The organism is Exiguobacterium sp. s122 (genome assembly GCF_018618475.1).
Taxonomy (GTDB): Bacteria; Bacillota; Bacilli; order Exiguobacteriales; family Exiguobacteriaceae; genus Exiguobacterium; species Exiguobacterium himgiriensis.
Genome location: NZ_JACSMD010000001.1, coordinates 1,036,653 through 1,061,495, shown reverse-complemented (window position 1 = coordinate 1,061,495; position 24,843 = coordinate 1,036,653). Strand labels below are relative to the sequence as shown.

Annotated in this window: 28 protein-coding genes and 1 pseudogene; 6 read left to right on the top strand and 23 right to left on the bottom strand. The window is 52.3% G+C overall.

Going from position 1 to position 24,843, the window contains the following annotated elements:
- The first annotated feature begins 104 nt into the window (after positions 1 to 104).
- The gene (locus KNP92_RS05405; protein ID WP_214838340.1) at positions 105 to 974 is read left to right on the top strand and encodes a DMT family transporter; all 870 of its coding nucleotides are present in this window, start codon (positions 105 to 107) and stop codon (positions 972 to 974) included.
- On the opposite strand, the gene KNP92_RS05400 is transcribed toward KNP92_RS05405, so the two are convergent.
- The 3 genes from KNP92_RS05400 to KNP92_RS05390 all read right to left on the bottom strand — a co-directional run bounded on the left by KNP92_RS05400 (position 969) and on the right by KNP92_RS05390 (position 4,584).
- Entirely contained in the window at positions 969 to 2,348 is a 1,380-nt protein-coding gene (locus KNP92_RS05400) for an MATE family efflux transporter (RefSeq protein WP_214838338.1), read from the bottom strand. The genes KNP92_RS05405 and KNP92_RS05400 overlap by 6 nt on opposite strands.
- Before the next feature lie 81 nt (positions 2,349 to 2,429).
- Positions 2,430 to 3,680 carry a peptidase U32 family protein gene (locus tag KNP92_RS05395; protein ID WP_214838335.1) on the bottom strand — a complete coding sequence of 417 codons (1,251 nt, stop codon included), beginning with the start codon at positions 3,678 to 3,680 and terminating at the stop codon, positions 2,430 to 2,432.
- Positions 3,681 to 3,690: 10 nt separating this feature from the next.
- Positions 3,691 to 4,584, bottom strand: coding sequence for a peptidase U32 family protein (locus tag KNP92_RS05390; RefSeq protein WP_260564047.1), 894 nt, complete (start codon positions 4,582 to 4,584; stop codon positions 3,691 to 3,693).
- A 153-nt stretch (positions 4,585 to 4,737) separates the two neighbouring features.
- On the opposite strand from KNP92_RS05390, the gene KNP92_RS05385 reads away from it, so the two are divergent.
- Positions 4,738 to 5,532: an SDR family NAD(P)-dependent oxidoreductase gene (locus KNP92_RS05385; RefSeq protein WP_214838330.1), complete on the top strand. Its 795-nt coding sequence runs from the start codon at positions 4,738 to 4,740 to the stop codon at positions 5,530 to 5,532.
- Positions 5,533 to 5,557: 25 nt separating this feature from the next.
- Here the strand turns inward: KNP92_RS05385 and KNP92_RS05380 are convergent, their stop codons facing one another.
- The 7 genes from KNP92_RS05380 to rnz are packed head-to-tail and all read right to left on the bottom strand — an operon-like array spanning position 5,558 to position 10,219.
- Positions 5,558 to 5,896, bottom strand: a complete 339-nt coding sequence (locus tag KNP92_RS05380) for a hypothetical protein (protein ID WP_214838327.1) — start codon at positions 5,894 to 5,896, stop codon at positions 5,558 to 5,560.
- 29 nt (positions 5,897 to 5,925) lie between these two features.
- A complete protein-coding gene (locus KNP92_RS05375; protein ID WP_214838324.1) occupies positions 5,926 to 6,471 on the bottom strand; it encodes a hypothetical protein in 546 nt (181 codons plus the stop codon).
- Positions 6,444 to 7,400 carry an ATP-binding cassette domain-containing protein gene (locus KNP92_RS05370; RefSeq protein WP_214838321.1) on the bottom strand — a complete coding sequence of 319 codons (957 nt, stop codon included), beginning with the start codon at positions 7,398 to 7,400 and terminating at the stop codon, positions 6,444 to 6,446. The genes KNP92_RS05375 and KNP92_RS05370 overlap by 28 nt, the downstream gene beginning before the upstream one ends.
- Positions 7,363 to 8,037: a hypothetical protein gene (locus KNP92_RS05365; protein ID WP_214838318.1), complete on the bottom strand. Its 675-nt coding sequence runs from the start codon at positions 8,035 to 8,037 to the stop codon at positions 7,363 to 7,365. The genes KNP92_RS05370 and KNP92_RS05365 overlap by 38 nt, the downstream gene beginning before the upstream one ends.
- Positions 8,015 to 8,410, bottom strand: coding sequence for a DUF4430 domain-containing protein (locus KNP92_RS05360; protein WP_251136399.1), 396 nt, complete (start codon positions 8,408 to 8,410; stop codon positions 8,015 to 8,017). The genes KNP92_RS05365 and KNP92_RS05360 overlap by 23 nt, the downstream gene beginning before the upstream one ends.
- Positions 8,411 to 8,421: 11 nt before the next feature.
- Positions 8,422 to 9,312: a hypothetical protein gene (locus tag KNP92_RS05355; protein WP_214838312.1), complete on the bottom strand. Its 891-nt coding sequence runs from the start codon at positions 9,310 to 9,312 to the stop codon at positions 8,422 to 8,424.
- Position 9,313: 1 nt separating this feature from the next.
- Complete coding sequence (gene rnz, locus KNP92_RS05350; protein ID WP_214838309.1) at positions 9,314 to 10,219, bottom strand: ribonuclease Z; 906 nt, start codon at positions 10,217 to 10,219, stop codon at positions 9,314 to 9,316.
- Positions 10,220 to 10,294: 75 nt separating this feature from the next.
- On the opposite strand from rnz, the gene KNP92_RS05345 reads away from it, so the two are divergent.
- A complete protein-coding gene (locus KNP92_RS05345) occupies positions 10,295 to 10,468 on the top strand; it encodes a hypothetical protein (RefSeq protein ID WP_214838306.1) in 174 nt (57 codons plus the stop codon).
- 47 nt (positions 10,469 to 10,515) lie between these two features.
- On the opposite strand, the gene KNP92_RS05340 is transcribed toward KNP92_RS05345, so the two are convergent.
- The gene (locus KNP92_RS05340; RefSeq protein ID WP_214838303.1) at positions 10,516 to 11,643 is read right to left on the bottom strand and encodes a M20/M25/M40 family metallo-hydrolase; all 1,128 of its coding nucleotides are present in this window, start codon (positions 11,641 to 11,643) and stop codon (positions 10,516 to 10,518) included.
- A gap of 172 nt (positions 11,644 to 11,815) precedes the next feature.
- Positions 11,816 to 12,814: an aromatic acid exporter family protein gene (locus tag KNP92_RS05335; RefSeq protein ID WP_214838302.1), complete on the bottom strand. Its 999-nt coding sequence runs from the start codon at positions 12,812 to 12,814 to the stop codon at positions 11,816 to 11,818.
- 78 nt (positions 12,815 to 12,892) lie between these two features.
- On the opposite strand from KNP92_RS05335, the gene KNP92_RS05330 reads away from it, so the two are divergent.
- Positions 12,893 to 13,963: an N-acetylglucosaminidase gene (locus KNP92_RS05330; RefSeq protein WP_214838299.1), complete on the top strand. Its 1,071-nt coding sequence runs from the start codon at positions 12,893 to 12,895 to the stop codon at positions 13,961 to 13,963.
- Positions 13,964 to 14,057: 94 nt separating this feature from the next.
- On the top strand, positions 14,058 to 14,822 hold the full coding sequence (fadH, locus tag KNP92_RS05325) for a 2,4-dienoyl-CoA reductase (protein ID WP_214838296.1): 765 nt from the start codon (positions 14,058 to 14,060) through the stop codon (positions 14,820 to 14,822).
- A 29-nt stretch (positions 14,823 to 14,851) separates the two neighbouring features.
- On the opposite strand, the gene KNP92_RS05320 is transcribed toward fadH, so the two are convergent.
- From KNP92_RS05320 to KNP92_RS05285, 8 genes are all read right to left on the bottom strand, one after another.
- Positions 14,852 to 15,436, bottom strand: coding sequence for an HD domain-containing protein (locus KNP92_RS05320; RefSeq protein ID WP_214838293.1), 585 nt, complete (start codon positions 15,434 to 15,436; stop codon positions 14,852 to 14,854).
- The gene (locus KNP92_RS05315) at positions 15,433 to 16,107 is read right to left on the bottom strand and encodes a metal-dependent hydrolase (protein WP_214838290.1); all 675 of its coding nucleotides are present in this window, start codon (positions 16,105 to 16,107) and stop codon (positions 15,433 to 15,435) included. Before KNP92_RS05315 ends, KNP92_RS05320 begins: the two co-directional genes overlap by 4 nt.
- 41 nt (positions 16,108 to 16,148) lie before the next feature.
- The gene (locus tag KNP92_RS05310) at positions 16,149 to 16,871 is read right to left on the bottom strand and encodes an amino acid ABC transporter ATP-binding protein (protein WP_214838287.1); all 723 of its coding nucleotides are present in this window, start codon (positions 16,869 to 16,871) and stop codon (positions 16,149 to 16,151) included.
- Positions 16,868 to 17,527, bottom strand: coding sequence for an amino acid ABC transporter permease (locus KNP92_RS05305; RefSeq protein ID WP_214838285.1), 660 nt, complete (start codon positions 17,525 to 17,527; stop codon positions 16,868 to 16,870). The genes KNP92_RS05310 and KNP92_RS05305 overlap by 4 nt, the downstream gene beginning before the upstream one ends.
- 55 nt (positions 17,528 to 17,582) lie before the next feature.
- On the bottom strand, positions 17,583 to 18,374 hold the full coding sequence (locus KNP92_RS05300; RefSeq protein WP_214838282.1) for a transporter substrate-binding domain-containing protein: 792 nt from the start codon (positions 18,372 to 18,374) through the stop codon (positions 17,583 to 17,585).
- 181 nt (positions 18,375 to 18,555) lie between these two features.
- Positions 18,556 to 18,897 carry a DUF952 domain-containing protein gene (locus KNP92_RS05295; protein ID WP_214838280.1) on the bottom strand — a complete coding sequence of 114 codons (342 nt, stop codon included), beginning with the start codon at positions 18,895 to 18,897 and terminating at the stop codon, positions 18,556 to 18,558.
- Positions 18,898 to 18,952: 55 nt separating this feature from the next.
- The gene (locus KNP92_RS05290) at positions 18,953 to 19,381 is read right to left on the bottom strand and encodes a BrxA/BrxB family bacilliredoxin (RefSeq protein ID WP_034818132.1); all 429 of its coding nucleotides are present in this window, start codon (positions 19,379 to 19,381) and stop codon (positions 18,953 to 18,955) included.
- Positions 19,382 to 19,415: 34 nt separating this feature from the next.
- Positions 19,416 to 20,600, bottom strand: a complete 1,185-nt coding sequence (locus KNP92_RS05285; RefSeq protein ID WP_376778131.1) for a class I SAM-dependent methyltransferase — start codon at positions 20,598 to 20,600, stop codon at positions 19,416 to 19,418.
- A gap of 97 nt (positions 20,601 to 20,697) precedes the next feature.
- On the opposite strand from KNP92_RS05285, the pseudogene KNP92_RS05280 reads away from it, so the two are divergent.
- Positions 20,698 to 21,471: pseudogene (locus tag KNP92_RS05280) on the top strand (sporulation protein).
- A 54-nt stretch (positions 21,472 to 21,525) separates the two neighbouring features.
- On the opposite strand, the gene KNP92_RS05275 reads toward KNP92_RS05280, so the two are convergent.
- From KNP92_RS05275 to KNP92_RS05265, 3 genes are read right to left on the bottom strand one after another with little or no spacing between them, the layout of a single operon-like run.
- On the bottom strand, positions 21,526 to 22,839 hold the full coding sequence (locus tag KNP92_RS05275) for a dihydrolipoamide acetyltransferase family protein (RefSeq protein ID WP_214838274.1): 1,314 nt from the start codon (positions 22,837 to 22,839) through the stop codon (positions 21,526 to 21,528).
- An 8-nt stretch (positions 22,840 to 22,847) separates the two neighbouring features.
- The gene (locus KNP92_RS05270; RefSeq protein WP_214838270.1) at positions 22,848 to 23,825 is read right to left on the bottom strand and encodes an alpha-ketoacid dehydrogenase subunit beta; all 978 of its coding nucleotides are present in this window, start codon (positions 23,823 to 23,825) and stop codon (positions 22,848 to 22,850) included.
- Positions 23,825 to 24,823 carry a thiamine pyrophosphate-dependent dehydrogenase E1 component subunit alpha gene (locus KNP92_RS05265; RefSeq protein WP_214840219.1) on the bottom strand — a complete coding sequence of 333 codons (999 nt, stop codon included), beginning with the start codon at positions 24,821 to 24,823 and terminating at the stop codon, positions 23,825 to 23,827. The genes KNP92_RS05270 and KNP92_RS05265 overlap by 1 nt, the downstream gene beginning before the upstream one ends.
- Between the last annotated feature and the right edge of the window lie 20 nt (positions 24,824 to 24,843).

Genomic DNA, 24,843 nt, shown 5'->3' with positions numbered 1-24,843 from the left:
CGCGACTACAATTGTTTGCGTCACGATTCGAGTTTATGTTGGTCGCTCTGTCATTTTACTATATCATTAGGAGGATTACATACATACAAAAGGAGGGCCATCGTTTGTCTTATCTGATTCTTTTTGCTGCCGTCTTTTTCCTGTCGACGAGTGTCCTCTTCGTCAAATGGACCTCGGCGCCCGCTGAGACGGCCGCGTTTTATCGGATGCTGTTCTCGAGTCTCATGCTCCTGCCGTTTCTCGATTATCGGTCACTCTTCAAGCTACGCACGAACACCCGCTACGCCATCGGGCTAAGCGGCGTCTTACTCGCGTTCCATTTTTGGTTATGGTTCTTATCGCTCGATTACACGACCGTCGCGAGCTCGACGCTATTCGTCACGTCGAGCCCGATCTTCGTGTTGATCGGGAATGCGGTGTTCTTCAAAAAACGCCCAACCCCGAAAGGGCTCACGTTCGCCCTCGTCGCCGTTTTGGGCGGCATGCTTGTCGCGGCCGGTGACTTCCAACTCGGTCGGGACGCGCTGATCGGGGATGCGCTCGCGCTCGTGGCCGCCGTCTTGATTGCCGGTTATTGGCTCGTCGGGCAACACGTCCGAGCGGAGATGAAGACGAACGATTACTCGTTCAGCGTCTATATCGTCGCCACGATCGTTCTCGGTTTCATGTTACTTCTTCGCGACACGACGTTCGTCGCTTTCGAGGCGATCAACTGGTGGTACTTCATCGCCCTCGCCTTCTTCCCGACGTTACTCGGTCATAACCTATTCAATTTCGCGCTCGCTCGCGTGAGCGCTACCGTCGTCAGTATCACCATCCTCGGCGAAGCGCTCTGGGGCATGTTGTTCGGGTTCATCTTTTTCGAAGAACGGCTTGGCCCGCTCCAACTGATCGGCGCAGCGGTCCTGCTCGGTGGCATCTATCTGTTCCTAAAAGAAGACGCCCGCTCCGTGAGAGCAGACGTCAGTTCATAAGTTCGTCGCTTGTTTGACTTCTTCATCGGCCGGCCGGAACAATAATTTCCGATCCCAAAACGCCATGGCGATGGCAGTGAGGAAGGTCATCGCATCTGCAATCGGGAATGCGAGCCAAACGCCGAAGACGCCAAGGTAAGACGGCAAGATAAACACGAGCGGAATCGTATAGAGCGTTTGACGCGAGAGCGATAAAAACATCGCGACGCGCGCCTTCCCAAGCGATTGATAGATGCCGTTAATCAGCATCTGCACACTCGGCAAGAACGATGCGGCGAACAGAACATGGATTGCCGTGACCCCACCAGCGATGAGCGCGGTGTCGTTCGTGAACAGCCGCATGAGCGGGTTCGGGAATAGCTGAAGTGTCAACCAGATGAGGATTGCAATCGCGAGCCCGGCCCGAAGCGCTGTCCAAATCGTCTCACGCATCCGTTCGAATTGACGGGCTCCAAAATTATAACCGACAATCGGTTGCATCCCTTGCACGATGCCCATGATCGGCATCCCAACGAGCGCCATGAATTTGTTGATGATGGCGAAAATGGCCAACTCTTCTGTCCCGCCGTACGTCCCGAGCATGACGTTCACACAAACGAATAAAATCGATTGGGACACCATCATGATGAACGACGAGGATCCAATCGCCATAATTTCTTTCAACTCGCCGAAACGAAGCCGAAACTTCCGCCATTGGAAGTCGAGCGCCGTTCGGCGTTTTTTTGAGAAGAAAAAGCGTAGCATGAGAATCGAACCGACGACTTGCGCAAGCGCGGTCGACCAGGCCGCCCCGTAAATGCCCCAACCGAACGTGAAGATGAAGAGCGGGGTCGTCACCAAATTCACGACGACCGTCGTGAGCATTACTTTCATCTGGTACGGGGCTTGCCCTTCAGCTCGAACCATCGCACTTGCGGCGAGGGTGAACATAAAGAACGGCGAACTGATGAGTACGACCGATAAGTATTGTTGACTCAGTTCCATAATGGCCGTCGTCGCCCCGAAGACGGTCAGAATCGAATCGAGCATAAAGAAGGCCGAACTAACGGCAAAGGCGGCGAACACCCCAACGAGGACGAGCACGTTCAAAAACGTCACGGCCGCACCGGCGTCATCTCCTTCTCCGAGTTTCCGTGAACTGATGGATGCGCCCCCTAATCCGACCGCACTCGAGACGGCCATGAGAATCATTTGAATCGGAAAAGCAATCCCAATCGCCGCAACCGCTGACGCCCCGATGCCACGCGCGACAAAGATCGTATCGATGATATTATAGAGCGCCGTGACGAGCATCCCAATCATCGCTGGGAGCGACAGTTTGAACAATAGTCGCGCAATCGGCTCTGTCCGGAGTTGCTCCGTATTTTGATTCATCCTTCCATCCCCTCCATCTCTTATGGTAATAGGGTAGCAAGATTGAACGGAACGGTCGACTATGTTGTCTTGTGCGATGTGTCACGTTTTGAGAGGGACGGCTTCCTTCGCCATGACTTTTCGCTTCCGCATGATAAAGTCAACATCGACCGGATGATCGACGACGATACGGACGGTCATCATCGCTTGATGTGCCGTCTCGATTCGGTTACCTTCTACGTCCCACATGTCTTCAATCCGCTGCGTGAAGCGCGTAAAACCAGGTCCGAAGAACTCGACCTCTTCGCCACATCGGAAGTGATTCCGTTGTTCGAGCGTGGCCGTCTTTGATGCTTCGTCGTACGCGATGACGCGCGCCGCGAACGCATACTGCGGAATGGCCCGTCGCTGTCCGAACAGTTGCTCTTTCTCCGTCGGTATTCCATAGTAAAACCCGGTCGCAAGTTCACGTTGCGCCGCCTTCCAAATCTCTTCTTCCCACGCCGGGTCGAACACGAACGTATCCGGATTGTCACAGTACGCGTCAATCACTTGTCGATACACGTTACAGACGGTTGCCACGTAATGAATCGACTTCATCCGTCCTTCCACTTTTAAACTATCAACGCCCGCCTCGACCAAGTCCGGAATGTGACGAACCATCGATAAATCAACCGAGCTCATCGAGAACGGTTCCTCGTCTCGGGCTTCCATGGCCGGAGTCAAAAGTTCATCGGCTTCAAAAAATCCATATTTCCACCGACAAGACTGCGCACAGCCACCCCGGTTCGCGTCTCGGAGCGCCATATGGTTCGAGAGCGTACATCGACCGGAATACGAGATGCACATCGCCCCGTGAACGAACGTCTCAATCTCGACGTCCACGTGTCGCTTCATTTCCCTGATTTCTTCCATCGACACTTCACGTGCGAGCACAATCCGTTCCAACCCTTCCTCTTTCCAGAATCGAAGCGTCTCATAGTTCGTCGCCGAGGCTTGTGTCGACAAGTGGACCGGAAGCCCAGGTGCTTCCGAGAGACAGACCTCAATCATCGCTGGATCGGAGACGATGACGGCATCAATCCCGATGTCACGTAACGTCGTGAAGAACGTGCCCGCCCCTTCGATATCGCCTTCGTGCGTAACCATGTTGGCGGCCACGTACACTTTCGCCGCATGCGCATGGGCGAACGCAATGCCTTCTTGCATTTCCTCATAGCTGAAGTTGCCGGCGCGAGAGCGTAAACCGAACTGTTGCCCGCCGATATAGACCGCATCCGCCCCGTATCGAATCGCCATCTTCAATTTCTCCAAGTTCCCTGCCGGTGCCAATAACTCTGGTCGTTTTCTCATCATCGTTCCCTCACTTGATCTCTTCTGGATTTCGTAACAGTAGTCCGGTCCCGAGCCGGAACGGTTCAGGTTGGAGTTCGGCTAACCGCCGCTCCATCTCGATTCGGTCAAACTTGGCGTTCAACAAATGCGAGCGGGCCTGACTAAACAAAGCGACGATTTCTACGAACCGCTCCCCGGCATGCCACCCGTCGAGTTTCCACGTATGAAGCTCGTTTCGGAACAGTTCGGGCAGTTGGGCCATTAACGTCAAATCTTCTGAAAAGACGTGGGTGCCGTTCGCATCTTCGTAAATCGGATAACGGCTCGTTTCATCATTCGGTTCGCTTATATAATATTCACGCATCTCCCCCGACTCGTTTCGCCCTAACTCGTTGAAGTAGTTCGTAACGAGTGGGCGTTTAGAATGGTGGATACATGTCGGACCGTATACGTGTACCTCGATTGGCAGACCAAGCTGACGCTGAATTTGTTTCAGTTCAATCAACGTCAGTTCGCGGGCAACGACAGCACCGATTGCTTCTCGTTTTGCCCAAAATTGGATTTGCCGTGCCGACGTGACGAGCGTTTGAGCATCGTACCAATAGGGGATATTGGCTTTACGGATTAAGGAAATTGCACCGGGGTCACCGGCGGTCACACTGTCGACCCCCATCGTTTTCAACGCACTTAAATAGTCCGGCAATGACGCAATCTGATCGTTATGCATCAAGTTGTTAACGGCAACCGTGACTTCTTTTCCATAGTGGTGCGCGAGAGCTGTGACTTCTCTCACTTCGTCGAGTGACCAACCCCCGCGCTGGCGCAATCCATACGTCGCCTCGCCGACGACGAGACGGTCAGCCCCTGCTAAAATAAGTGCTTCTGCTTGTGCGATGCTTTGCGCCGTCGCAATTGTCTGAATCATCATCTCATTCTCTTCTCCTGACTTTGTGAGTCTAATCACATATTCTTGCTATACTCTAGCATACGTTTCGATCAGCGGACGAAGCAGGAATTTAACATCTCGTGAAGAAATGAGTAACAATGTATGACTTTTCTAAAGGAGTGAACCCATTTGTCTAAAACTGCTTTGATTACTGGCGCCTCAACTGGCATCGGACTTGACCTTGCTGTCTTGGCCGCGCGCGATGGATACGACTGTATCCTCGTATCTCGGAGTGAACCTCGCCTGCATGAACTGAAAAAAGTACTTGAGAAGCGCTATCGCGTCAACGTCCACGTTTTCGCCCTCGATTTATCCGAACATCAGGCCGCGAAGCGACTGACGCATGCAATCGAAGAATCTGGATTGACGGTCGACTTCCTCATCAACAATGCCGGGTTTGGAACGGCTGGGGAATTCATCGACTTGGACCCGGAGACCGAAGCTGAAGAGGTTCGCTTAAACGTGAACGCTCTAACAGAATTAACGAAAGCTTATTTACCGGACATGGTCCGTCGCAATCATGGACATGTGCTGAACGTCGCCTCTGTCGCAGCGTTTCAACCTGGCCCATACATGGCCGTCTATTATGCGACGAAAGCATACGTCCTCTCTTTCACCGAGGCGCTCCATGCCGAAGTGAAAGATACAGGCGTCCATGTCAGCGTGCTCTGCCCTGGCCCGACCGACACCGGTTTCTTCAATCGAGCCGGCAATGAAATGATGCTCACGAAGATGCCGTCCCATCTCGTCGCTTTCTTCGGGTATAAGGGTGTAATGAATAACAAACGCGTCATCGTCCCTGGACTGTCGAACCAACTACTCGTCGTTGCTTCCAAACTGATGCCGCGTGCTGTCAGTCTCGAGATTTTGCGCCGCTTCCAAAAACCGACCGACGCGTCAGTCGAACAAGTACCGAACGCATAAAAAAACCGTAACGCACGTTGATGCGTTACGGTTTTTTTCGTGTAGGCCAATCGACGACACGGAATAGACGTCCAATCAGAACCATTGCGGGAATAAGCAACATGATCAAAGTCGCCATCACGCTCGCCCAGGCGAGGACGGATGCGAGTGACAACGTGCGTGCGGTTAGCTCGGGCACGAAGTCGATAGCTTGAATCGATAAGACAATCATTAGCGCTGGCCAGACGCTCGAAGCGAGCACGCCGACCATCGCATAGCGCGTTCGAATGTAACGGCGAAGGATGAAAAAAATATGAAGTGCGATGAAAAACAGTCCAATCGAGAGGAACATGCCAAACTCGAAGACGTTGATGTAGTCGCTCACGGTACACCCCCTCCGCTCTTTTCCTCTCTTTACCCTTCGGTACGTACAAATATGCGAACGAACACCTCGCGTAAGACGAGCAGGAAAAAGAGGTTACTGACGCCATGGGCGAGGTCAAACGGCAAGCTCAAAACGAGCAGATTAATGAAGTCGTTCCCGATGACCTCGGCATAGGCGATGTTTGTCGTCCATCCGAATAAAAACCCAGAAACGAGACCCATCAAGCCGAGCAACAGTGACGACCTCAACAGCATCGGCTTACACAAGGTGACGAGCGAGACGACGACGACCCATCCTAAAAACTGATACAACACGAACGGACCGATTCCAAGCAGTAAGCCCGACAAGATGGGAACGAACAGGGCGAGCATGGCGGCGCTCGTCCAACCGAAATATAGGGCCGTCAGCATGATGACCGCCGTCGTCGGTTGAACGTTCGGGATGGCCACGAATAACCAACGACCGATGACCGCCACCGCGAGCAATTGCGTCAACACCGAAATCGGCGTTGTCGTCCGTTCAAATCTTGACATCAATCCGTACGCCATCACTGCGCCGACGAGGAATGTGACCATACGAGACTCCGTTCCATAAACTGATTTCGTGTACCATCAAAGACGATGCGCCCGTTCGATAGCGAGACGATGCGATCCGCAATGTTCAAGAGCGTTGTATCATGGGTCGCACAGACGACTTGGGCCGTTCGTCGCTTCTCAAGTAACGCTTCATAAAACGCTTCCCGCTCTTCTCGCGTAAGTCCGACTGTCGGTTCGTCGAGTAGCACGATTGGGACGGATGAAGCGAGAACAGCCCGCAACTGTTCGACCCGGCGATTCCGTGCGTGTGGAAACGGACCGTATTCCTCTTCAGGTGGCAAATAAAGCGGACGGACCGACCGTCTGATTTTCCCTTGTAACGGTCTCATGCTTTTCGCCATCAATTCGATGAGCGTCGACTTGCCGCTCCCGTTCGTACCAATGAATACCGTCAGTCCTGGCATGTCCGCAACGAACGTGACATCTTCGACAGCATAGACGGGCTGGAGCGGGTGGCGATACGATACGTTCCGTACATCAAGCGAGAGCTTTCCTTCAGAAGGTGTCACCGTAAACGTCGGGTGCACACCACGTTCGTTGGCGCGTTCTGTATAGCCGATGGTCACGCCGAGTCGTCCAAGACGCTCGAGTAACATCGTTAAATGTTCACGCCGATACCGGTCAAGGTAACGAAACGGCTCATGTAAGACGATCGCTTCCGGTCGCTTGAGCAAGGCATAGGCAATGCGAACGAGTTGACGTTCGCCGCTCGAGCATTCGTCGAAACGTTTATACAGCAAGTGGTCGACTTGAAGTAACGCGACCACTTCGGCACCATATAACGGGTCGTCTTCCATGAGTAACGTGGCGACTTTTCCCGCAAGTGGCGAATCGAGGTTCAGGATGAGTGCATCATGTGCCTTCGCCCATTCATTCACTTGCCCGGTTTCGGAAGCTAACCAATGCATCTCGAATCCCTCCTTTCGTCAAATACGGATATAGTAACCACATGAGTGGCCATCCGAAATAAATGGCTAAAAAACTACCAATCAAGCCAATGAGATGCACGAGGTCCGATCGTTGCATGATACGCAGTCGGGCACGGGCATAGACCGGTTCTTCCCGTTGGCTCTCAATCCCTACGACGACGGCTTCTTGCCAATCGTGACGTGCATGACTCTTCAGTGACAAGCGCACCGCCCGTTCCATCGTCGGAATGAGCGCCCATCCCCCGTACAAGAGCTTCATCGAGCGAGGCCACCGCTCTAGGAGCGGAAGCAGTCGATCCAGCTTCAGAAAGCGACTAATCCAAATCATCCCGAAAAGGAAGGTCGCCAGCTGAACGAGTTGACGAATGATTCGTTGGAACGAGATCTCCCAACCAATCAATACGGGCGCCATCGAGATGAGGACGAACGCGAAAAGGATTCCGCTCATCGCGAGCGGCAAGCGTCGTTCAAGGAGGAGAAGGCCAATGAGGCCGATCAATAGCCAAAGCGACCCGTTCAGATGGACGATGACGTACAAATGGCCTAATAGAAAGAAAAGGAGCGTGACTGGATGTCTGCGCTCCCAATCCGCCTCATTCGAAGAAAGAAATCGCATCTTCTTCAAAGCGCCATTGAATGATATCGGTCGACTCTACTTCCTTCGCTCCGGCCCCTTCATCGCCAGGGCTTCCGTTGAACGCATAGACCCATCCAGATGACTGGCCAGCAGACTTTTCCTCGATTCCATCGATGGCTGTGACGTAAGTCATTTCCCCATCTCCCACCGATTCAATCGACAAGTCTGTCGCCTTCAACGCGTCTAGCACGGTCGCCCCCTCATCAAGGCAGACACTCTGTTCATTAAAAAGCGTCTCCTCGGTCGCCGCATTGTACACCGAAATCGTCGGTTCTACCGCGCACTGGTCACCCGCCTCCTCGACTGGGGTCTGCGCACAAGCCGTAAGCATCGGGATTAGTAAACTTAACATTAGAAGTCGTTTCATTGATCTGTCAAATCCTCTCGTTGATGAATCGAATAGTTGTATAGAATAATATAACGTTCGCCCGAACTCCTGCCTTCTCGGGTAAGTCCTGATAGTTGAATGCTGTTGGCGAGCACCGGGTCACGCTGAAGCCAAAACTTCACGATGCGTCCTTCGCGGTTAATCATGAACATCGCCTCGTTCTCAAACGTGTACATATCGTACAGTCCGTCGAAAGACAACTGGATGAGGGGCGCGTTCACTTGGTCCACAAAGTCTTGCCACGGGGTGTCACGAACCGTGCTTAACATCCGGTCAAAGTCCACAAGCTTCTCGAAAAAGGCGCGTCCGGAATCTTTGTTCAACTCATCGACTTGCCGATAAGATAGTTCACCTGACGCCTCGTATGTGATGCGAATCTGTTGGAACGAATTGCTGCGCTCGACGAGGAGCAAGTATTCGAGTGACTGAAGTTGGCCGTCCCGCGTGAGCACCAGTTTACTGCGGTCAAGTTTAATCGCCTCTGCGTTGACCCGACGTAAAATGTGGTTCGTCATCTGGTCAAACGATTCATCTTGTATGGAAACCGCTCCAATCTGTTGCGACTCGGCCCGAAACTCGGATTGGTCGAACAGCGGGACGAACAACAGCACGATAAAGAAAAAGAAACCGACGAGTGCCCCGTACCATTTGTAACGGCTGTTCCGTTTCGGGAAAAACAAGAATGATAACAAAAAGCCGATCGGAATATGGAATCCGCCGATTGGGAACGAGACAATCCCGAGCAATGAGTAGAACAAGAACTTTAAGAAAAATCGCGGTTCCGGTTCTTTCAGCTGGTTCAAGCGTAGGCCGAGCAACACACTGATGATGAGAAACCCTAGCCACACGTATAGTTGAATAGTCACATCAATCCCCCACTATGATTTCATCAAAGTCGGCCGCGACGTGGCTGTTGTGAAACGCCATGGCGACTTCCGCCTCAAATTCCGACTCCCGCCCCTGATAGCGTGCCGAGATATGCGTGACAATCAATCGCCCGACGCCTGACGTCTCCGCGAGTGCCGCCGCTTCCATCGTCGTCGAGTGCCCGTATTGTCTCGCGAGTTGTGCCTCAGCCGCCATGAACGTCGCCTCATGGACGAGCACGTCCGCGTTTTCGGCGAGTCGCTTCGCATTCGCGCACGGTATGGTGTCTCCGAGAATCGCGATGACCGGTCCAGCGACCGGCTCTGTGACGTATTCTTTAGATGCGTACGTTTTCCCTTCATATTCGAACGTCTCAACCTGCTTGATTTGCCCATAGAGCGGTCCACTCGGGATCCCTTCTGCTTTCAGTTTCTCGACGAGGAGCGTCCCTGGTTTTGTCGGAGACTCGACTCGGAAACCATAGCTCGGGAAGCGGTGGGCCAACTTGTGAATATGCACCCGATGCCCGTCCTGCGTGAACGAATCGCCATCTTGATATTCGATGATGTTCAACGGATAACCTAAATGAGATCCGGTCACGTGTAACGTCAACTCAAGCCATTTCTTGATCCCTTTCGGCCCGTAAAGGGTGAGCGGTTCCGTCCCCGCAAGTGCTGACCGTGTCGACAAGAATCCCGGTAACCCGAAAACATGGTCTCCGTGTAAATGGGTGATAAAGACAGCCGACACTTTCCTTGGCTTTACTGACGTATAGAGCATTTGATGCTGTGTCGCTTCCCCACAATCGAACAACCACGTCTGTTTCGGTAAGGTAAGGGCGAGCCCGGACACGTTCCGCTGCTTCGTGGGCATGCCTGAACCAGTTCCTAAAAAATGTAACTTCATAAATAATTTTGTCCTTTCTTGTTCACCGTTCCATGCTATACTAAACGTAATCGTTGAAAAAGGATGTGATTCGTGATGAAAACAGTTGACCATTCCGACACTATCTATCAAGTGATTCGAGAACGTGCGACTCTGTTAAATCGCAAACACCAACAAGAAGAAGGCACCTCAATCCGTATTCACGACATAGCGCAGGAGCTTCACTGTACCGATGAACTCGTTCTCGAGTCGCTGGAGTTTGCCGCATAATCACGAGCACACATACGAAGAGCCGACGTCATGTCGGCTCTTTTTACTTACTTGTTCGTTGTTGCGACGTGTTTGACGATCTCGACGACGTACTCGACGATTTTATACAGTTCTGAAAGTGGCATCCGTTCGTTCGTCGTATGAATTTCTTCATAGCCGACCCCAAGGTTGACCGTTGGGATACCTCCACCCGCGATAACGTTCGCATCTGATCCCCCGCCCGAGTGAAGGATGCGGGTCGGACGACCGATTGAAGCGGCAGCTGCTTTCGCGATTTCAACGACCTCATCGCCTTCTTCGAACTTGAAGCCAGGGTACATGATATCGATATCGACTTCTGCGCGCCCACCGAGCGCCGCGGCTGTCTCTTCATATGCCTGTTTCATCGTCTCTGCTTGCGCCTCCATCTTTTCATGGATCAGCGAACGTGCTTCCGCGAACACCTCAACATAATCACAGACGATGTTCGTCGCCCGCCCGCCTTCGAATCGGCCGATATTGGCGGTCGTTTCTTCGTCAATCCGGCCGAGCGGCATTTTCGCAATCGCCTTCGCGGCAATTTGGATTGCGGATACCCCTTTTTCAGGGGCGACACCGGCGTGCGCCGTCTTCCCGTAAATGCGTGCATTGACTTTTGCCTGCGTTGGGGCGGCGACGATGATATCTCCGACCGGTCCGTCCGAGTCGAGGGCGAAGCCGAATTTCGCCTCGATTTTAGATAAGTCGAGCACTTTCGCTCCGACAAGACCTGACTCTTCGCCGACCGTGATGACGAATTGAATTTGACCGTGCGGGATCGCTTCTTCTTTCAATACCCGGACGAGTTCAATCATCGCTGTAAGGCCCGTCTTATCGTCCGCTCCGAGGATTGTCGTCCCATCCGTGACGACATACCCGTCTTTAATGTTCGTTTTGATGTCTTTCCCTGGCGTCACTGTGTCCATATGCGCCGTGAAATAGATCGGGTCGACACCCTCTTTCGTTGCCGGAACGGTGATGATCAAGTTGTTCCCCGCATGATCCGTCTTCGTCGATGCATCATCCTCATAGACGTCACAGCCAAGTTCAGTGAACACCGCTTTCAAATGCTCACAGATGACCGCTTCTTCTTTCGTTTCTGAATCGATGCCGACAAGCCCTAAAAACGTGTCGAGCACGCGTGTCTCGTTTACCATAAAAACCATCCCTCCATCCAAACATTTCTTGGTCATTATACCAAACTCATGACGTTTGCACGAACGTTTTCCATTCTGTACAATGGGGGCAAACGTGTAATGGAGGAACGACATGAGAAATAAACAAAAAAAACGACAACGCATCATTCAAATCGGCGTTGTCGTCATCGTATCAATCTTTTTGCTTAGCACGGTGCTCTCGAGCATGGCCATGTTCTTTTAACAGGAGAATGTAACGCTCCTTTAAAATCAAGTAACTCTTCACATCCGATAAAATGTTAAGTAGGGATGAACGTACCTCAAATTCCTCACGTGACGTGGGGAGGGGTACGTTTTTTCGATAGTGCTCAATCGTCGCATCGAGTTCACGAAGGAAGGCCGAGGCGTCGGCCCGTTCATTCACATTATCCCCGACGAGCCGGAGGAACGTCGCGACCGGTTTCGCCTCCTCGACGACGAGCGTGATCTCGCGGGCGTTGTCGACGATTCGTTTCAAGATGTCATATTGACGCTCACGCATCCGAAAGTAGAGGTAATCCATATCTTCGTTCCGCTTTCCGATTGAGTTGCCCATCCGACGAAGCGCGAGGTCTTTTCCTTGCTTCAAATAATCGCGCGTCTTCAAGAGCATCATCGCGTGGTCGTTGTACACTCCCGTCTCGACACAAGCGGCGATATCATAGAAATAGACGGCGAGCGCACGGTCGATGTTGTCCTTGATACGCTCAATCTCTCGGTCGAGTGCCGGCATGTACATGTTGACGACAAGCCCGACCCCAACCCCGATCGCAATCAACAGTAACTCGTTAACGAACAACTCGAGCGTAAATTGGCCCTCTGTGTATAGATGTGTCAAGATGACGACGCTTGTGATCATGCCGTCCTGCAGTTTGAGTTGTTGTACGAGTGGGATAAACATGACAAAATATAAAGTGAGTGTGGCCGGTGAATAACCGAGGAGGGTGAACATGAGTGCACCCATTCCGATGGCGATTAAACTCGCCATGACCCGTTCGTACGAGGCACGGAAGGACTTCTTCCTCGTCTCTTGAATACTAAGAATGGCGATAATGGCGGCGAACACATAGTAGTCCAAATGGATCGTCTCGGCGATGAGCATCGCAATCCCTGCGGCGACCGCCGTTTTTAACGTACGTGACCCGATTTTCATCGAATCCCCCCTTTCTCTTTCAAAATTGTTCACTAGTTTCGCGTGTTTGGCAATCCTTATGTTTGGAAGTGATGGAACGTGAAGAAAAAACAGAAAAAAATACTGCCTTCCCTTGTCATCCTTGGCATCGCCGTACTCGGATTTCTTTGGCTCGAGGGCCGCTCCGGCGGCACCTACACGGTCAAGACGTACGTCGATGGCACGACGGAGACGCGACAATTCGAATCGCTCGACGAAGCGACATCCTATATGGAACAAGGCGAACATCGCGCCCTCATCGGACCTGAAGGTGACGTCATCGACTTTACCGGGTCCGGCATCGCCGTCACGCCGACTGACAACGTCACTTATCTTTTTAAAGACGCCGCATTGACCGAGCGACAGTCCTACGTGGCCGGCGGTACCCGATTACGCCTGCTCGAGCGTGGAGATGACCACTTGAAAGTGCGCATCTCAGGTGCCGACGTCTATGTACCGCTCGCGAACATGACACTCTATCCGGACGCGCTCGTCGAGCGGCGCGGGTTCTATGAAGTTCGCGACGGGGACGTGTATCATACCGTCGAAGCGACGGACTTTTTGGCCGGGACGTTTCTCGTCGGACCAGCCGGCGGGGCGGCACCTGACCGTTATGAGACCGAAAACGTACGCGACGTGTTCGACTCACCGTATCAGTTTGCTTCAATCGACACGACTTCCCCCTACTCGGCGGCTGAACTCGACCGCTATCTCGAGACGCTCACGGACTCACCCTTAAAAGGAAAAGGCGCCGCCTTCAAGGACGCAGAAGCGAAACATGGCATCAACGCCTTGTTTCTTCTCGCCGTCGCCGGGCACGAGTCGAGTTATGGCACGTCCGCCATCGCCCGCGATAAGAACAACTTGTTCGGATTCAAGGCGACCGATGACGACCCGAGCGGCAACGCGGCGGCGTTCGAGACGGTCGAAGCGAGTATCGATGCAGCGGCAACGCTGTTCGCTGAGAAATATGTGACGGGCTCCTATGCACGGGGACCCTTCCCTGGAAACAAACAAGAAGGAATCAACATGTTTTATGCTTCAGACCCGTACTGGGGTGAAAAAGTTGCCGGCACGATGTATCGTATCGACCAGGCACTTGGAAATGCATTTTATGAACGAATCAAGTGATGGCGGTCGCCATCGCTTTTTTTTTGGCAGGAATTCTTCAACCGCGTCCAGAATACATGAATGAACGACCATTCATTTTAAAGGGGGAGTATAAGTGAAAACGATTTGGATTACAGGTGGGTCGTCCGGCATGGGAAAAGCGATGGCGCTCAAGTTCAAGCAGGAGGGCTGGAACGTGGCCATCAGCGGTCGAAATGCCGAGCGGCTCGACGAGGCGATGACAGAACTGAACGCAATCGATTTTGGACAGGCGCTTGCGGTACAACACGACGTACGGGACTATGACGGGTGCATAGAAGCGCTCGATACCATCATCACTACGTATGGACCTGTACATGCGCTCGTGAACAACGCAGCAGGTAACTTCGTCTGTCCGACGCTCGACTTGACGCCGAACGGCTGGACGAGCGTGATTGACATCGTCTTAAACGGCACGTTCAACTGCACACATGCACTCGGAAAACATTGGGAAGCCGAACAGTTGCGTGATGGCTCGATTCTCAATATGGTCGCCTCTTACGCATGGCAGGCCGGTGCCGGTGTCGCACCAAGTGCCGCCGCGAAAGCAGGTGTCCTCAATTTGACGCGGACGCTCGCCGTTGAATGGGGCTATCAGTTCGGGGCGCGTGTCAACGCGATCAGCCCAGGTCCGATTGAACGGACCGGTGGAGCCGACAAGCTTGCGGTACACGTGAAAGAAGTGGAGCGCATTCGACGAAACGTTCCGCTCGGTCGATTTGGCACACCGGAAGAGATCGCCGACTTGGCGTTTTGGATGCTATCCGACGAGATGCGCTATTTAAACGGGGAATGCATCTCGCTCGATGGTGGTCATTGGCTCAATAAGCATCCATTCTAAAAAAATGGCCGAGGAGCTCCTCGGCCATTTCATATGTCGTTTCCGTTCCATTCGGCCTCGAATCGCTCCAAAAACGAGAGGAGATACGCGTGACGCTCACGCGCGATTCGTTTCGCTGCATCCGTGTGCATACCGTCGCCGAGTCGAAGTAATTTCTCATGAAAATGGGAGATCGCGCTCGTATCGCCATATAAGGCGGTGCCACTCGCACCGGCGTACTGAAACGTTCGAGCGATACCAATCGCCCCCATCGCATCGAGTCGATCGGCGTCTTGGATAATTGCCGATTCTAGCGAAGATGGCGTCTTCCCTTTCGAGTACGACGTTTCCGCGATGACGTCTAAGACGTGTCGACTCACCTCGTCCGAGATGTCGAGCGAATCCAGGTGCCGTTTTACAAGTCCTGCCTCGCGGCCGAGCTTGTGGTCTTCGACGTCATGCAACAGTGCGGATAGTGTCACGACAAGACGATTGACCGTCAATCCGTCACAAAGCGATTCTGCGAGTCGCCGTACCCGGTCGAGATGGGCGACGTCATGGCCCGTATGATCGAACGCATGCACGTTCGTGACGAAACGCTCCGTCTCGGCAATGACATCTTTTCCGTACGTCAAATTTCGATCTTCGCGTTCGGTTCAATGAGGAGACCACGTTGATGCAGTTGGTCACAGAACGCTTGCGCATCTTGTTTGATAGGTGGGAACGTGTCGAAATGAATCGGAACGACTCGTTTGGCTTGGAGCCAATGCGCCGCGTCGAGCGCATCCGTCGGCCCCATCGTAAAGTTGTCACCAATCGGAAGGAATGCCACGTCGATTTCAAACCGTTCCCCGTATAACTTCATATCAGAGAACAAGCCTGTGTCGCCGGCATGATAGACGGTCAAGCTGTTCGTTTCGATGATAAAGCCTCCAGGCATGCCCATATAAACTGGCGTATCCCCCATGTCGAGGCTCGAGCTGTGGAACGCTTGCGTCATCGTGACGCGGCCGAACGGAAAGGCGTTACCACCGCCGATATTCATCCCGTGGACAGAGAAACCTTTCTTCTCGTAATACGTGGCGAGCTCATGGGTGGCGACGATTGTCGCGCCGGTCTCGTGCGCAATCAACTCCACGTCCTCGATGTGGTCGAAGTGCGCATGGGTGAGCAAAATATAATCGGCTGGGACGGTCGCCGGATCGACTTCCGTATGCGGATTGCTCGTCAAGAACGGGTCGATGAGGACGTTCACCCCATCGATATTCAATAACACGGTCGCATGGCCATAATACGTGATCTTCATCCTGATTCCTCCCTTAACTGGTGTCAGCTAGAACGGTTCACTTACAAGACTTTCTCTAGGAAGCGCTTCGCCCGGTCGGTCTGCGGGTTAAGGAGCAGGTCCGCCGGTTTGCCTTCTTCCATCAAGATTCCTTCATCTAGGAAAAGGACACGGTCCGCGACTTCGCGTGCGAAGCCCATCTCGTGTGTGACGACGACCATCGTCATCCCCGTTTGTGCGAGCCCTTTCATCACGTCGAGTACCTCGTTGACCATTTCCGGGTCAAGCGCCGACGTCGGTTCGTCGAACAACATGACGTTCGGTTCCATCGCAAGTGCCCGCGCGATGGCGACACGTTGTTTTTGTCCACCCGATAATTGGCTCGGATAGGCGTTGATTTTCTCAGACAAGCCGACACGCTCGAGCAGTTTTTTCGCCCGTTCGATCGCTTCGGCCTTGCTTACTTTCAACACGTTAATCGGCGCATACGTCAAGTTGTCGAGTACGCTCATGTGTGGGAACAAGTTGAACTGTTGAAACACCATGCCGATGTTTTGGCGTGCCTTGGCGACGTTCGCCCCTTTTTTCGTTAATTCAAACCCGTCGACTGAGACGGTACCAGCCGTCGGAACCTCGAGCATATTGAGACAACGAAGGAACGTCGACTTCCCTGAACCAGACGGTCCGATGACGGCGACGACCTCGCCCCGCTCAATCGTCGTCGTGATGCCTTTCAATACTTCTAAATCTCCGAATTGTTTGTATAAATCATTTACTTGAATCATCTGCCATCACTCTTTCTTAGCCGTTTTTCAAGACGTTGACCAAGATACGTCAACACCATCACTATCGTAAAGTATATCACACCCGCGAATAGAAGCGGTTCGAAGTAGATTGCCTTTTGCCCACCGACGATTTGTGCCCGGCGCATAATGTCGAGAACACCGACCGTTGAGACGAGTGCCGATTCTTTTGTCAACGTGATCATCTCGTTGACGAGCGCTGGTAAGATATTTTTAAACGCTTGCGGTAAGATGATGGAACGCAACTGTTTCACATACGGGACGCCGAGTGCGTCGGACGCCTCCCACTGTCCTTTATCGACAGCTTGAATCCCGGCCCGGATAATCTCCGAGATATATGCCGCTGAGTTGAGCGAGAAGGCGATGACGGCTGATTGATAAGGCGTCGTGATATAGCCGGTCAACTGCGGCAAGCCGAAGTGGATGATGGCGAGTTGTAAGATGAGCGGTGTCCCCCGAAACACAGCCGTATACGCGTGACCGATGAAGTTAACGAATCGATTTGGGACGATTTTGAATGTGGCTACGACGATTCCGAGCGTGATCCCGAACAATGCCGAGACGAGCACGACTTGGAACATGACCGGAATACCTTCTAAAATATAAGGGATTGAATCATAAATCCGACTAAAATCCATTGTGAGTTCCTCCTAAAAAAGGCTGACCGATACTTCAGTCAGCCTCGTACATGAATTATTCCGCTGGCGCGGCTTCCTCTTCGAACCATTTTTGAGCCAACTTCTCGATTTCTCCGCTTTCAATCAACTTATTCAACTCTTCATTGAACTGATCACGAAGCTCGTCGCCTTTTCGGAACGCTGCCGCCGAACCGGCCTCCTCTTCGTCAACGATTTCAAATGTCGACAGTTCGCTGTCTTGGTCGAGATATTTCTTCGCGACCGTGTCCTCGATGACCATCGCATCGATTCGGCCCGTCTTGATTTCTTGAATGATTTCCGGGATTTTGTTCAAGGCGACAATCTCTGCCCCTTCGATGTTGTCCTTGGCAATCCCTTCTTGGATTGAGCCGAGCTGAACACCGACTTGTTTGCCGTTTAAGTCTTCAAGCGACTGGATGGCATCCCCTTTTGAGAGGATTAAGTTTTTTGCCGTGAAATAGATGTCAGAAAAATCCGCATTTTCTTTACGCTCTTCGGTCGGTGTCATACCCGCCATGACGAAGTCGACACGCCCCGCGTTGAGCGCTCCGAGGAGGCTACCGAAGTCCATATCTTCAATCTTTAACTCATAACCCATGTTTTCAGCGACTTGTTTGGCAATATCGATATCAAATCCAACAATCTCATCCCCGTTCGCCGTATCAACGAACTCATATGGGAAGTAATCGGCACTTGTGCCCATGACGATGACTTTATCGTCATCGTTGTTTGATGACGAAGAGCCTCCTTCATTGACGTCGGCGCCACAAGCGACCGAAAATGCTGCTAGACTTGCAATACATAATGCTAGAAAACCTTTTTTCATCCGAATCGTTCCTTTCTCCAAGAGAATAAAATATCAGAACATTAACAAAATTATGACATATATGTGAACATGACTCAATCATTCTTCGACTCTTCATATGTCTGACTTGTCCTTCAACCACTATATACACATAATTATAACTTGTAAAGTATATTCATGCATAAACCTAAAAAAAAACCGGTCACATTCGCTCGTAAGCAAAATAAGTGACCGTTCCGTTATCGCGTGAACCGTATTCTTGAACCCGTTTGACAGTTGTGATGGGAATTGCGCTATATACGTGCGGGTAGCGTTCCCCGTCCTCGTCGATCTCATAATGCAACAAGTTGCCCAATCGCCCGACGTGAAACGACACGAGCACGACCCGCTCGTTTGGATAATAGCGGCGCACAAATTGACCAATCTGTTGCGGGGTGCAACACCGGACATACCCTTCTGTCTGGAGCGTCGGTTCATTGATCTCACCGCGAGATAACGCGATCGTATATTCGGCCTCGCTCATGATTTTGACGACTGGTTCCATAATTCGATCCTTTCTTAGCGAAAAGCGCAAAGGCGGTGCCTCTGCGCTTCATAGCTTACGCGTAATAGATGTCAAACAACGTTTGAAGTTGATCGACAAGTTCCTCGGCTGTCGAAGATTCGATGGTGCTCCGTTCGACCATCGTCACGATGTTGCCGTCTTCAAGCAAGGCGATGGACGGTGATGATGGGGCGTACCCTTCGAAATACTCACGCGCACGATCGGTGGCTTCACGATCTTGCCCGGCGAATACCGTCACGAAGTGATCGGGCTTCGTCCCCTCCATCTTGTTCACGTACGCTGCCGCCGGACGGGCAATCCCCCCGGCACATCCACATACCGAGTTCACGAGGACGAGCGTTTTGCCTTCTTTTTTGAGGGCGGCGTCGACTTCTTCCGGTGTCGTCAATTCCGTATAACCTGCAGTTCGAACCTCATTTCGTGCCTGTTCGACTACATCTTGAAAATATAATTGAAAATCCATGTCGTTTCCCCTTTCAACTTGCGTCTGTTCTTTCTTATTTTACGTCTTCTCCGACTGTGAAAACAAGTCTATCGCTCAATTCACGTTCAAGGAACGGGTCGGCCCCAAGCAATGCTTTGAACGCCGTGTAACGGGCCCGCTCTTCATTCGATGCTTTCCGGTTCGTCAGGAACGCCCGAATTAAAACATTCTTTGCTGTATGCTCCATATCGATGAATTCGAGCAACTGGGCCTCGTAACCAACGAACCCGAGTAGCTCTGCCCGAATCGAATCGGTTGCGAGCGAGGCGAAGCGTTCTTTCATGAGGCCATGCTTTAGCATTACGTCCAGCGGCGTGGCGTCTAGTTGACGATTCAATTCTTTTTGACAACACGGCACGCTCAAGATGACTTTCGCTCCCCAACGGACGGCGCGGGCGAGCGCCATATCTGTCGCTACGTCGCAAGCGTGCAACGTGACGACCATGTCGACAGCCGATTCACCTTCGTACTCGTTTATATCGCCGACAAGAAACTCCAGTCGTTCATAACCGAGGTCGCGGGCGATCCCGGCACATTCTTCGATGACTTCCTTTTTTAAGTCGAGTCCCGTAATATGCACGTCGTAACCTTTCATCTCATGGAGAAAATGATACAGGGCGAACGTCAAGTAAGACTTCCCAGACCCGAAGTCTAAAATTCGAATCGTCCGGTCCGTCGGCAAATGTTTAATCGAGTCTTCAATGAACTCAAGGAACCGGTTAATCTGCTTGAATTTATCATATTTTTGCCGTTTCACTTTCCCATCTTCCGACTGGACGCCGAGCCGAATTAAAAACGGGACCGGCTCATCGAGTGGGAGCACGTATTGCTTCTCCCGATTGTGGGTCAGCTGGACTTGTTTCGCCGTCGTTTGCTGCTCTTTATACATCACTTTGAATTTCTTCGACAATTGAAATTGAAGGTCTGACGATTTTAACTGGAACTGTCCTTGGCGGAACGTCTCGAGGAGTGTCTCGATTTCACGGGCCGCTTCATCTATTTGTAGATTTTTATGTTTCATCACGCGCTCATATTGGTACTCAAACTGTATATGGTACGTCTCTTTTAATAAGACTGGCTTTAGCTTGACGCGGCGCAAGTCACTCGACTTCAAGCGCGGTTGACTGATTGTCGCCGTGACGAGCTCTTCGTTTGTGACGACGTCGTTCAGGCGGTCAAGTAATTGTGTATAGTCCACTTCCATCATCCTTTTTGATTAGTTTCGGAACTTTTCAAATCGTTCATCCGTACATACTATTACACGAAGCCGTGCAAACGTCAAAGGAGGAAACACCATGTTCAAAAAACTATTATCATCGATCGGGGTCGGCGCCGCGACCGTGGATACGCGTCTCGCCGATAGTCATTGCGAGCCGGGTGGACGACTCGAAGGGGTCGTCCATGTGAAGGGCGGAAATGTGGAACAGTCGGTTGACCGCATTTACATCTTCTTCAACACCTTGTATAAACACGAAGTGAATGACAAGACGACCTATTCGACGTTCACGATTGAGAAAATTTCACTGAACGAGGCTCCTTTCCTAATCGGTCCGGATGAAGTGAAAGATATTCCGTTCACAATTAACGTCCCGTACAACACCCCGTTATCGGTCAGCCAATCGAAATCGTGGATTGAGACGGGACTAGATATCGCGCAAGCCGTCGACCCGAAAGACGAGGATGCCATCGTCGTGAAGCCGAACGAGGCGCAATAAGTCGTCCTCGACGCCATCGATGCCATCGGCTTCCGTCTAAAAAAAGCGGATACCGAGATGTTACCGGCCCGTCACCGCTCAGGCCGACTGCCGATCGCGCAGGAACTCGAGTATTCACCGAACGGTACCCGTTACGGGCGTAAACTCGACGAACTCGAGGTCGTCCTCTTGCAAGACGAGACGTCGCTCGATCTGTTGATTCAAGTCGACAAGAGTGTACACAACCTTGGGAGTCTGTTCGCCGATTTGACCGGCACGGATGAATCGACCCATCGACTCAGTTATGACGTCGCCGATGTGACGACCGAACGGATTCAACAAGATGTCGAACGGTTGATTGAACGTTCGCTTTAAGAAAAAAAAGAGATGTGTCCGATGTCACGATGACAAAGGACCATCTCTTTTTCATTAATAGACGGTATACGTATTCGGGTCAATCGATTCGAGCGATTGTTTCATCGCTTGCAAGAATTGACCGGCGACGAGTCCGTCGAGCACACGATGGTCAACCGACATACATAAGTTGACGATATCCCGGGCTGCGAACATGCCGTTCACCCACACCGGACGTTTCACGATCGACTCGACCGAGAGAATCGCGGCTTGCGGGTAGTTCAAAATCGGCGCTGATTGGATTGAACCGAACGCACCCGTATTGTTGATCGTGAACGTTCCGCCACGCATCTCGTTCGCGCTCAACCGGTTCGCGCGTGCACGAGACGCGACGTCTTGAAGCGCGACCGCGAGTCCTTTAATGTTTTTCTCATCCGCATGTTTGATCACCGGGACGTAAAGCGCGTCATTCGCCGCCACAGCGACAGACAAGTGAATGTCTTGATGCACTTTGATGTGGTCACCCGCCCATTCTGAGTTCATCATCGGATATTTCTTCAACGCTTCGACCGCCGCTTTCATAAAGAACGGCATGAACGTCAGTTTGACGCCTTCTTGTTTCAAGAAGTCATCCTTCAACTTGGCTCGTGTCTCCACGAGATTCGTCACATCGACTTCAATCATGAGCCATGCATGCGGTGCCTCGTGTTTCGAGCGGACCATGTTTGTCGCAATTGCTTGACGCACACCCGCTGTCGGGATACGTTCGATGCGGTCAGATGCTTCTTGTGAAGGAGAAGCCGGCGGCGCCACGTTGACGGTTTCCGCTTCTTTCGGCACATCAAGTTTTTCTTGAATCATCGTCTCTTGAAGTGGGGCTTGGGTCGCCTCCGACTTGACGGGACGTCCTTCTGATAAGTAACGGAGCACGTCTTTCCGTGTGATTCGTCCCCCAAGGCCCGAACCGTCAAGTTGATTCAAGTCGATGTCGTTCTCGTTTGCTAAGCGAATGACGGCCGGTGAAAATCGTCCGTTGCCGCTCTGTTTTCTCGGCGCCGAAGCTGTGGCCGCCGCGGCTTCTACCGGACGCTCTTCCGCTACCGGCTCGTTTGAAGGTGCTGCGTCGACCGCTTTCTCCGCTCCGGCTCCTTCGACTTCCATGACGAGGACCGGTGTGCCGACGGCGACCGTGTCGCCTTCCCCAATCAAGATTTCTTTGACGACACCCGCGCTTGTCGCTGGGATTTCGGCCGTCACTTTATCCGTCATAACTTCAGCGAGTGGTTCATATTCATCAACTCGGTCACCTGGTTTGACGAGAAACGTCGTGATTGTTCCTTCAGTTACGCTTTCACCGAGCTGAGGCATTTTAATTGTCTGTTCCATCATGGCCCTCCTTAAAACGCAGCGAGCTGGCGTGCCCGCTCCGCGATTTTTTCAGGCGAGACGATGAAGAATTTCTCCATCGGTGGGGCATACGGCATCGACGGGACGTCAGGACCCGCCAAGCGTTCAATCGGTGCATCGAGTTCAAATAGCGCCTTCTCGGCGATGATGGCCGCCACTTCCCCGATGATGCTTCCTTCTTTATTGTCTTCCGTGACAAGAAGGACTTTGCCCGTCTTCTTCACCGCTTCGACGATTCCGTCTTGGTCAAGCGGATAGACGGTACGCAAGTCAAGAATGTGGGTACTGATCCCTTCTGACTCGAGTGTCTTCGCCGCTTCTTGCGCCATGTGGACGCAAAGGCCGTAGGTGATGATCGTAATATCGTCCCCTTCGCGTTTGACGGCCGCTTTGCCGATTTCGACCGTGTAGTCGTCCGTCGGCAATTCAGACTTGAGCAAACGATAGGCACGCTTATGTTCAAAGAAAAGAACGGGGTCATTTGAGCGAATCGCAGATTTTAGCAGTCCTTTCGCATCGACGGGATCAGACGGGATGACGACCTTCAGTCCCGGTGTCGAATTGAACATGCCTTCGACGGATTGGGAATGGTAAAGGGCACCATGGATTCCACCACCGAACGGCGCGCGGATGACCATCGGGCACGTCCAATCATTGTTTGAACGATACCGAATCTTGGCTGCTTCCGAAACGATTTGGTTGACGGCCGGCATGATGAAGTCAGCGAACTGCATTTCCGCAATCGGACGCATTCCGTACATCGCCGCACCGATTCCAACGCCTGCAATCGCACTTTCTGCGAGCGGAGCATCGATGACACGATCTTCCCCATACTTTTCAATCAATCCTTGCGTGGCGCGGAACACGCCCCCACGGACGCCGACGTCTTCACCGAGGACAAAGACGTTCTCATCTCGTTCCATCTCTTCATGAATCGCTTCATTGATTGCTTCAATAAACGTTTTCATCACATTTCCCCCTCGTACACGTGATCCAATGTCGATTCAGGTGACGCGTACGGTGCTTTGTCGGCGTACGTCGTCGCTTCGTTCACTTCCGCATCGACGGCTGACTCGATGGATGCCAACTCTTCAGCTGTCGCGATCCCGTCTTCAATTAAACGGGCACGGAACAATTGGTTGCCGTCTCGATGTTTCAATTCGGCCAACTCTTCTGCTGAACGATACGCTTTATCATCATCATCGGACGAATGCGGGACGAGACGCTCGACTTCCGCTTCGATGAGGGTTGGTCCTTCCCCACGGAGGGCACGTTCCCGCGCTTCTTTCACAGCGACATACACGGCGATCGGGTCTGTCCCGTCTACCGTCACGCCTGGCATCCCATATCCTTTGGCCCGATCTGAGACACGCTCACAAGCGAGCTGCTTCGATAACGGGACCGAAATGGCGTACTTGTTGTTCTCACAGAACAAGATGACCGGAAGTTTATGGACGCCGGCGAAGTTCGCTCCTTCATGGAAATCTCCTTGGTTCGATGAGCCTTCACCGAACGAGACGAATGTGACGAGCTCTTCTTTTTTCAGTTTCGCAGCAAGCGCGACACCGACCGCATGCGGCACTTGCGTCGTCACCGGTGACGACCCTGTCACGATTCGATGTTGTTTTGAACCGAAATGTCCTGGCATTTGACGCCCGCCCGAGTTCGGGTCTTCCGCTTTGGCGAACGCGGACAACATCAAGTCACGAGCCGTTTGGCCAAAATGGAGCACGACCGCGACATCCCGGTAGTACGGTAAAATATAGTCGATTCCTTTTTCGAGAGCGAACGCTGCACCCACTTGGGCCGCCTCTTGTCCTTGACACGAGACGACAAACGGGATTTTTCCAGCGCGGTTCAATTTCCACATCCGCTCATCAATCTTTCGAGCTCGGACCATCGTCTCAAACATGGCAATCAAGTCTTGTTTCGAAAGACCGAGCTCTTCATATGAATTTACAGTCATTTGTTCCATTTCCGTTTCCT

Coding starts and splice junctions, on each gene's coding strand:
- KNP92_RS05400 (WP_214838338.1), bottom strand. CDS start 2,348: ATGAATCAAAATACGGAGCAACTCCGGACAGAGCCGATTGCGCGACTA.
- KNP92_RS05395 (WP_214838335.1), bottom strand. CDS start 3,680: ATGAGAAAACGACCAGAGTTATTGGCACCGGCAGGGAACTTGGAGAAA.
- KNP92_RS05375 (WP_214838324.1), bottom strand. CDS start 6,471: ATGGTCACATTCCTCGTCGGCGCAGTGATGGCGTACGGATTGATGTCA.
- KNP92_RS05370 (WP_214838321.1), bottom strand. CDS start 7,400: ATGCATTGGTTAGCTTCCGAAACCGGGCAAGTGAATGAATGGGCGAAG.
- KNP92_RS05365 (WP_214838318.1), bottom strand. CDS start 8,037: ATGCGATTTCTTTCTTCGAATGAGGCGGATTGGGAGCGCAGACATCCA.
- KNP92_RS05360 (WP_251136399.1), bottom strand. CDS start 8,410: ATGTTAAGTTTACTAATCCCGATGCTTACGGCTTGTGCGCAGACCCCA.
- rnz (WP_214838309.1), bottom strand. CDS start 10,219: ATGAAGTTACATTTTTTAGGAACTGGTTCAGGCATGCCCACGAAGCAG.
- KNP92_RS05345 (WP_214838306.1), top strand. CDS start 10,295: ATGAAAACAGTTGACCATTCCGACACTATCTATCAAGTGATTCGAGAA.
- KNP92_RS05340 (WP_214838303.1), bottom strand. CDS start 11,643: ATGGTAAACGAGACACGCGTGCTCGACACGTTTTTAGGGCTTGTCGGC.
- KNP92_RS05335 (WP_214838302.1), bottom strand. CDS start 12,814: ATGAAAATCGGGTCACGTACGTTAAAAACGGCGGTCGCCGCAGGGATT.
- KNP92_RS05315 (WP_214838290.1), bottom strand. CDS start 16,107: ATGAAGATCACGTATTATGGCCATGCGACCGTGTTATTGAATATCGAT.
- KNP92_RS05310 (WP_214838287.1), bottom strand. CDS start 16,871: ATGATTCAAGTAAATGATTTATACAAACAATTCGGAGATTTAGAAGTA.
- KNP92_RS05305 (WP_214838285.1), bottom strand. CDS start 17,527: ATGGATTTTAGTCGGATTTATGATTCAATCCCTTATATTTTAGAAGGT.
- KNP92_RS05300 (WP_214838282.1), bottom strand. CDS start 18,374: ATGAAAAAAGGTTTTCTAGCATTATGTATTGCAAGTCTAGCAGCATTT.
- KNP92_RS05295 (WP_214838280.1), bottom strand. CDS start 18,897: ATGGAACCAGTCGTCAAAATCATGAGCGAGGCCGAATATACGATCGCG.
- KNP92_RS05290 (WP_034818132.1), bottom strand. CDS start 19,381: ATGGATTTTCAATTATATTTTCAAGATGTAGTCGAACAGGCACGAAAT.
- KNP92_RS05275 (WP_214838274.1), bottom strand. CDS start 22,839: ATGATGGAACAGACAATTAAAATGCCTCAGCTCGGTGAAAGCGTAACT.
- KNP92_RS05270 (WP_214838270.1), bottom strand. CDS start 23,825: ATGAAAACGTTTATTGAAGCAATCAATGAAGCGATTCATGAAGAGATG.
- KNP92_RS05265 (WP_214840219.1), bottom strand. CDS start 24,823: ATGACTGTAAATTCATATGAAGAGCTCGGTCTTTCGAAACAAGACTTG.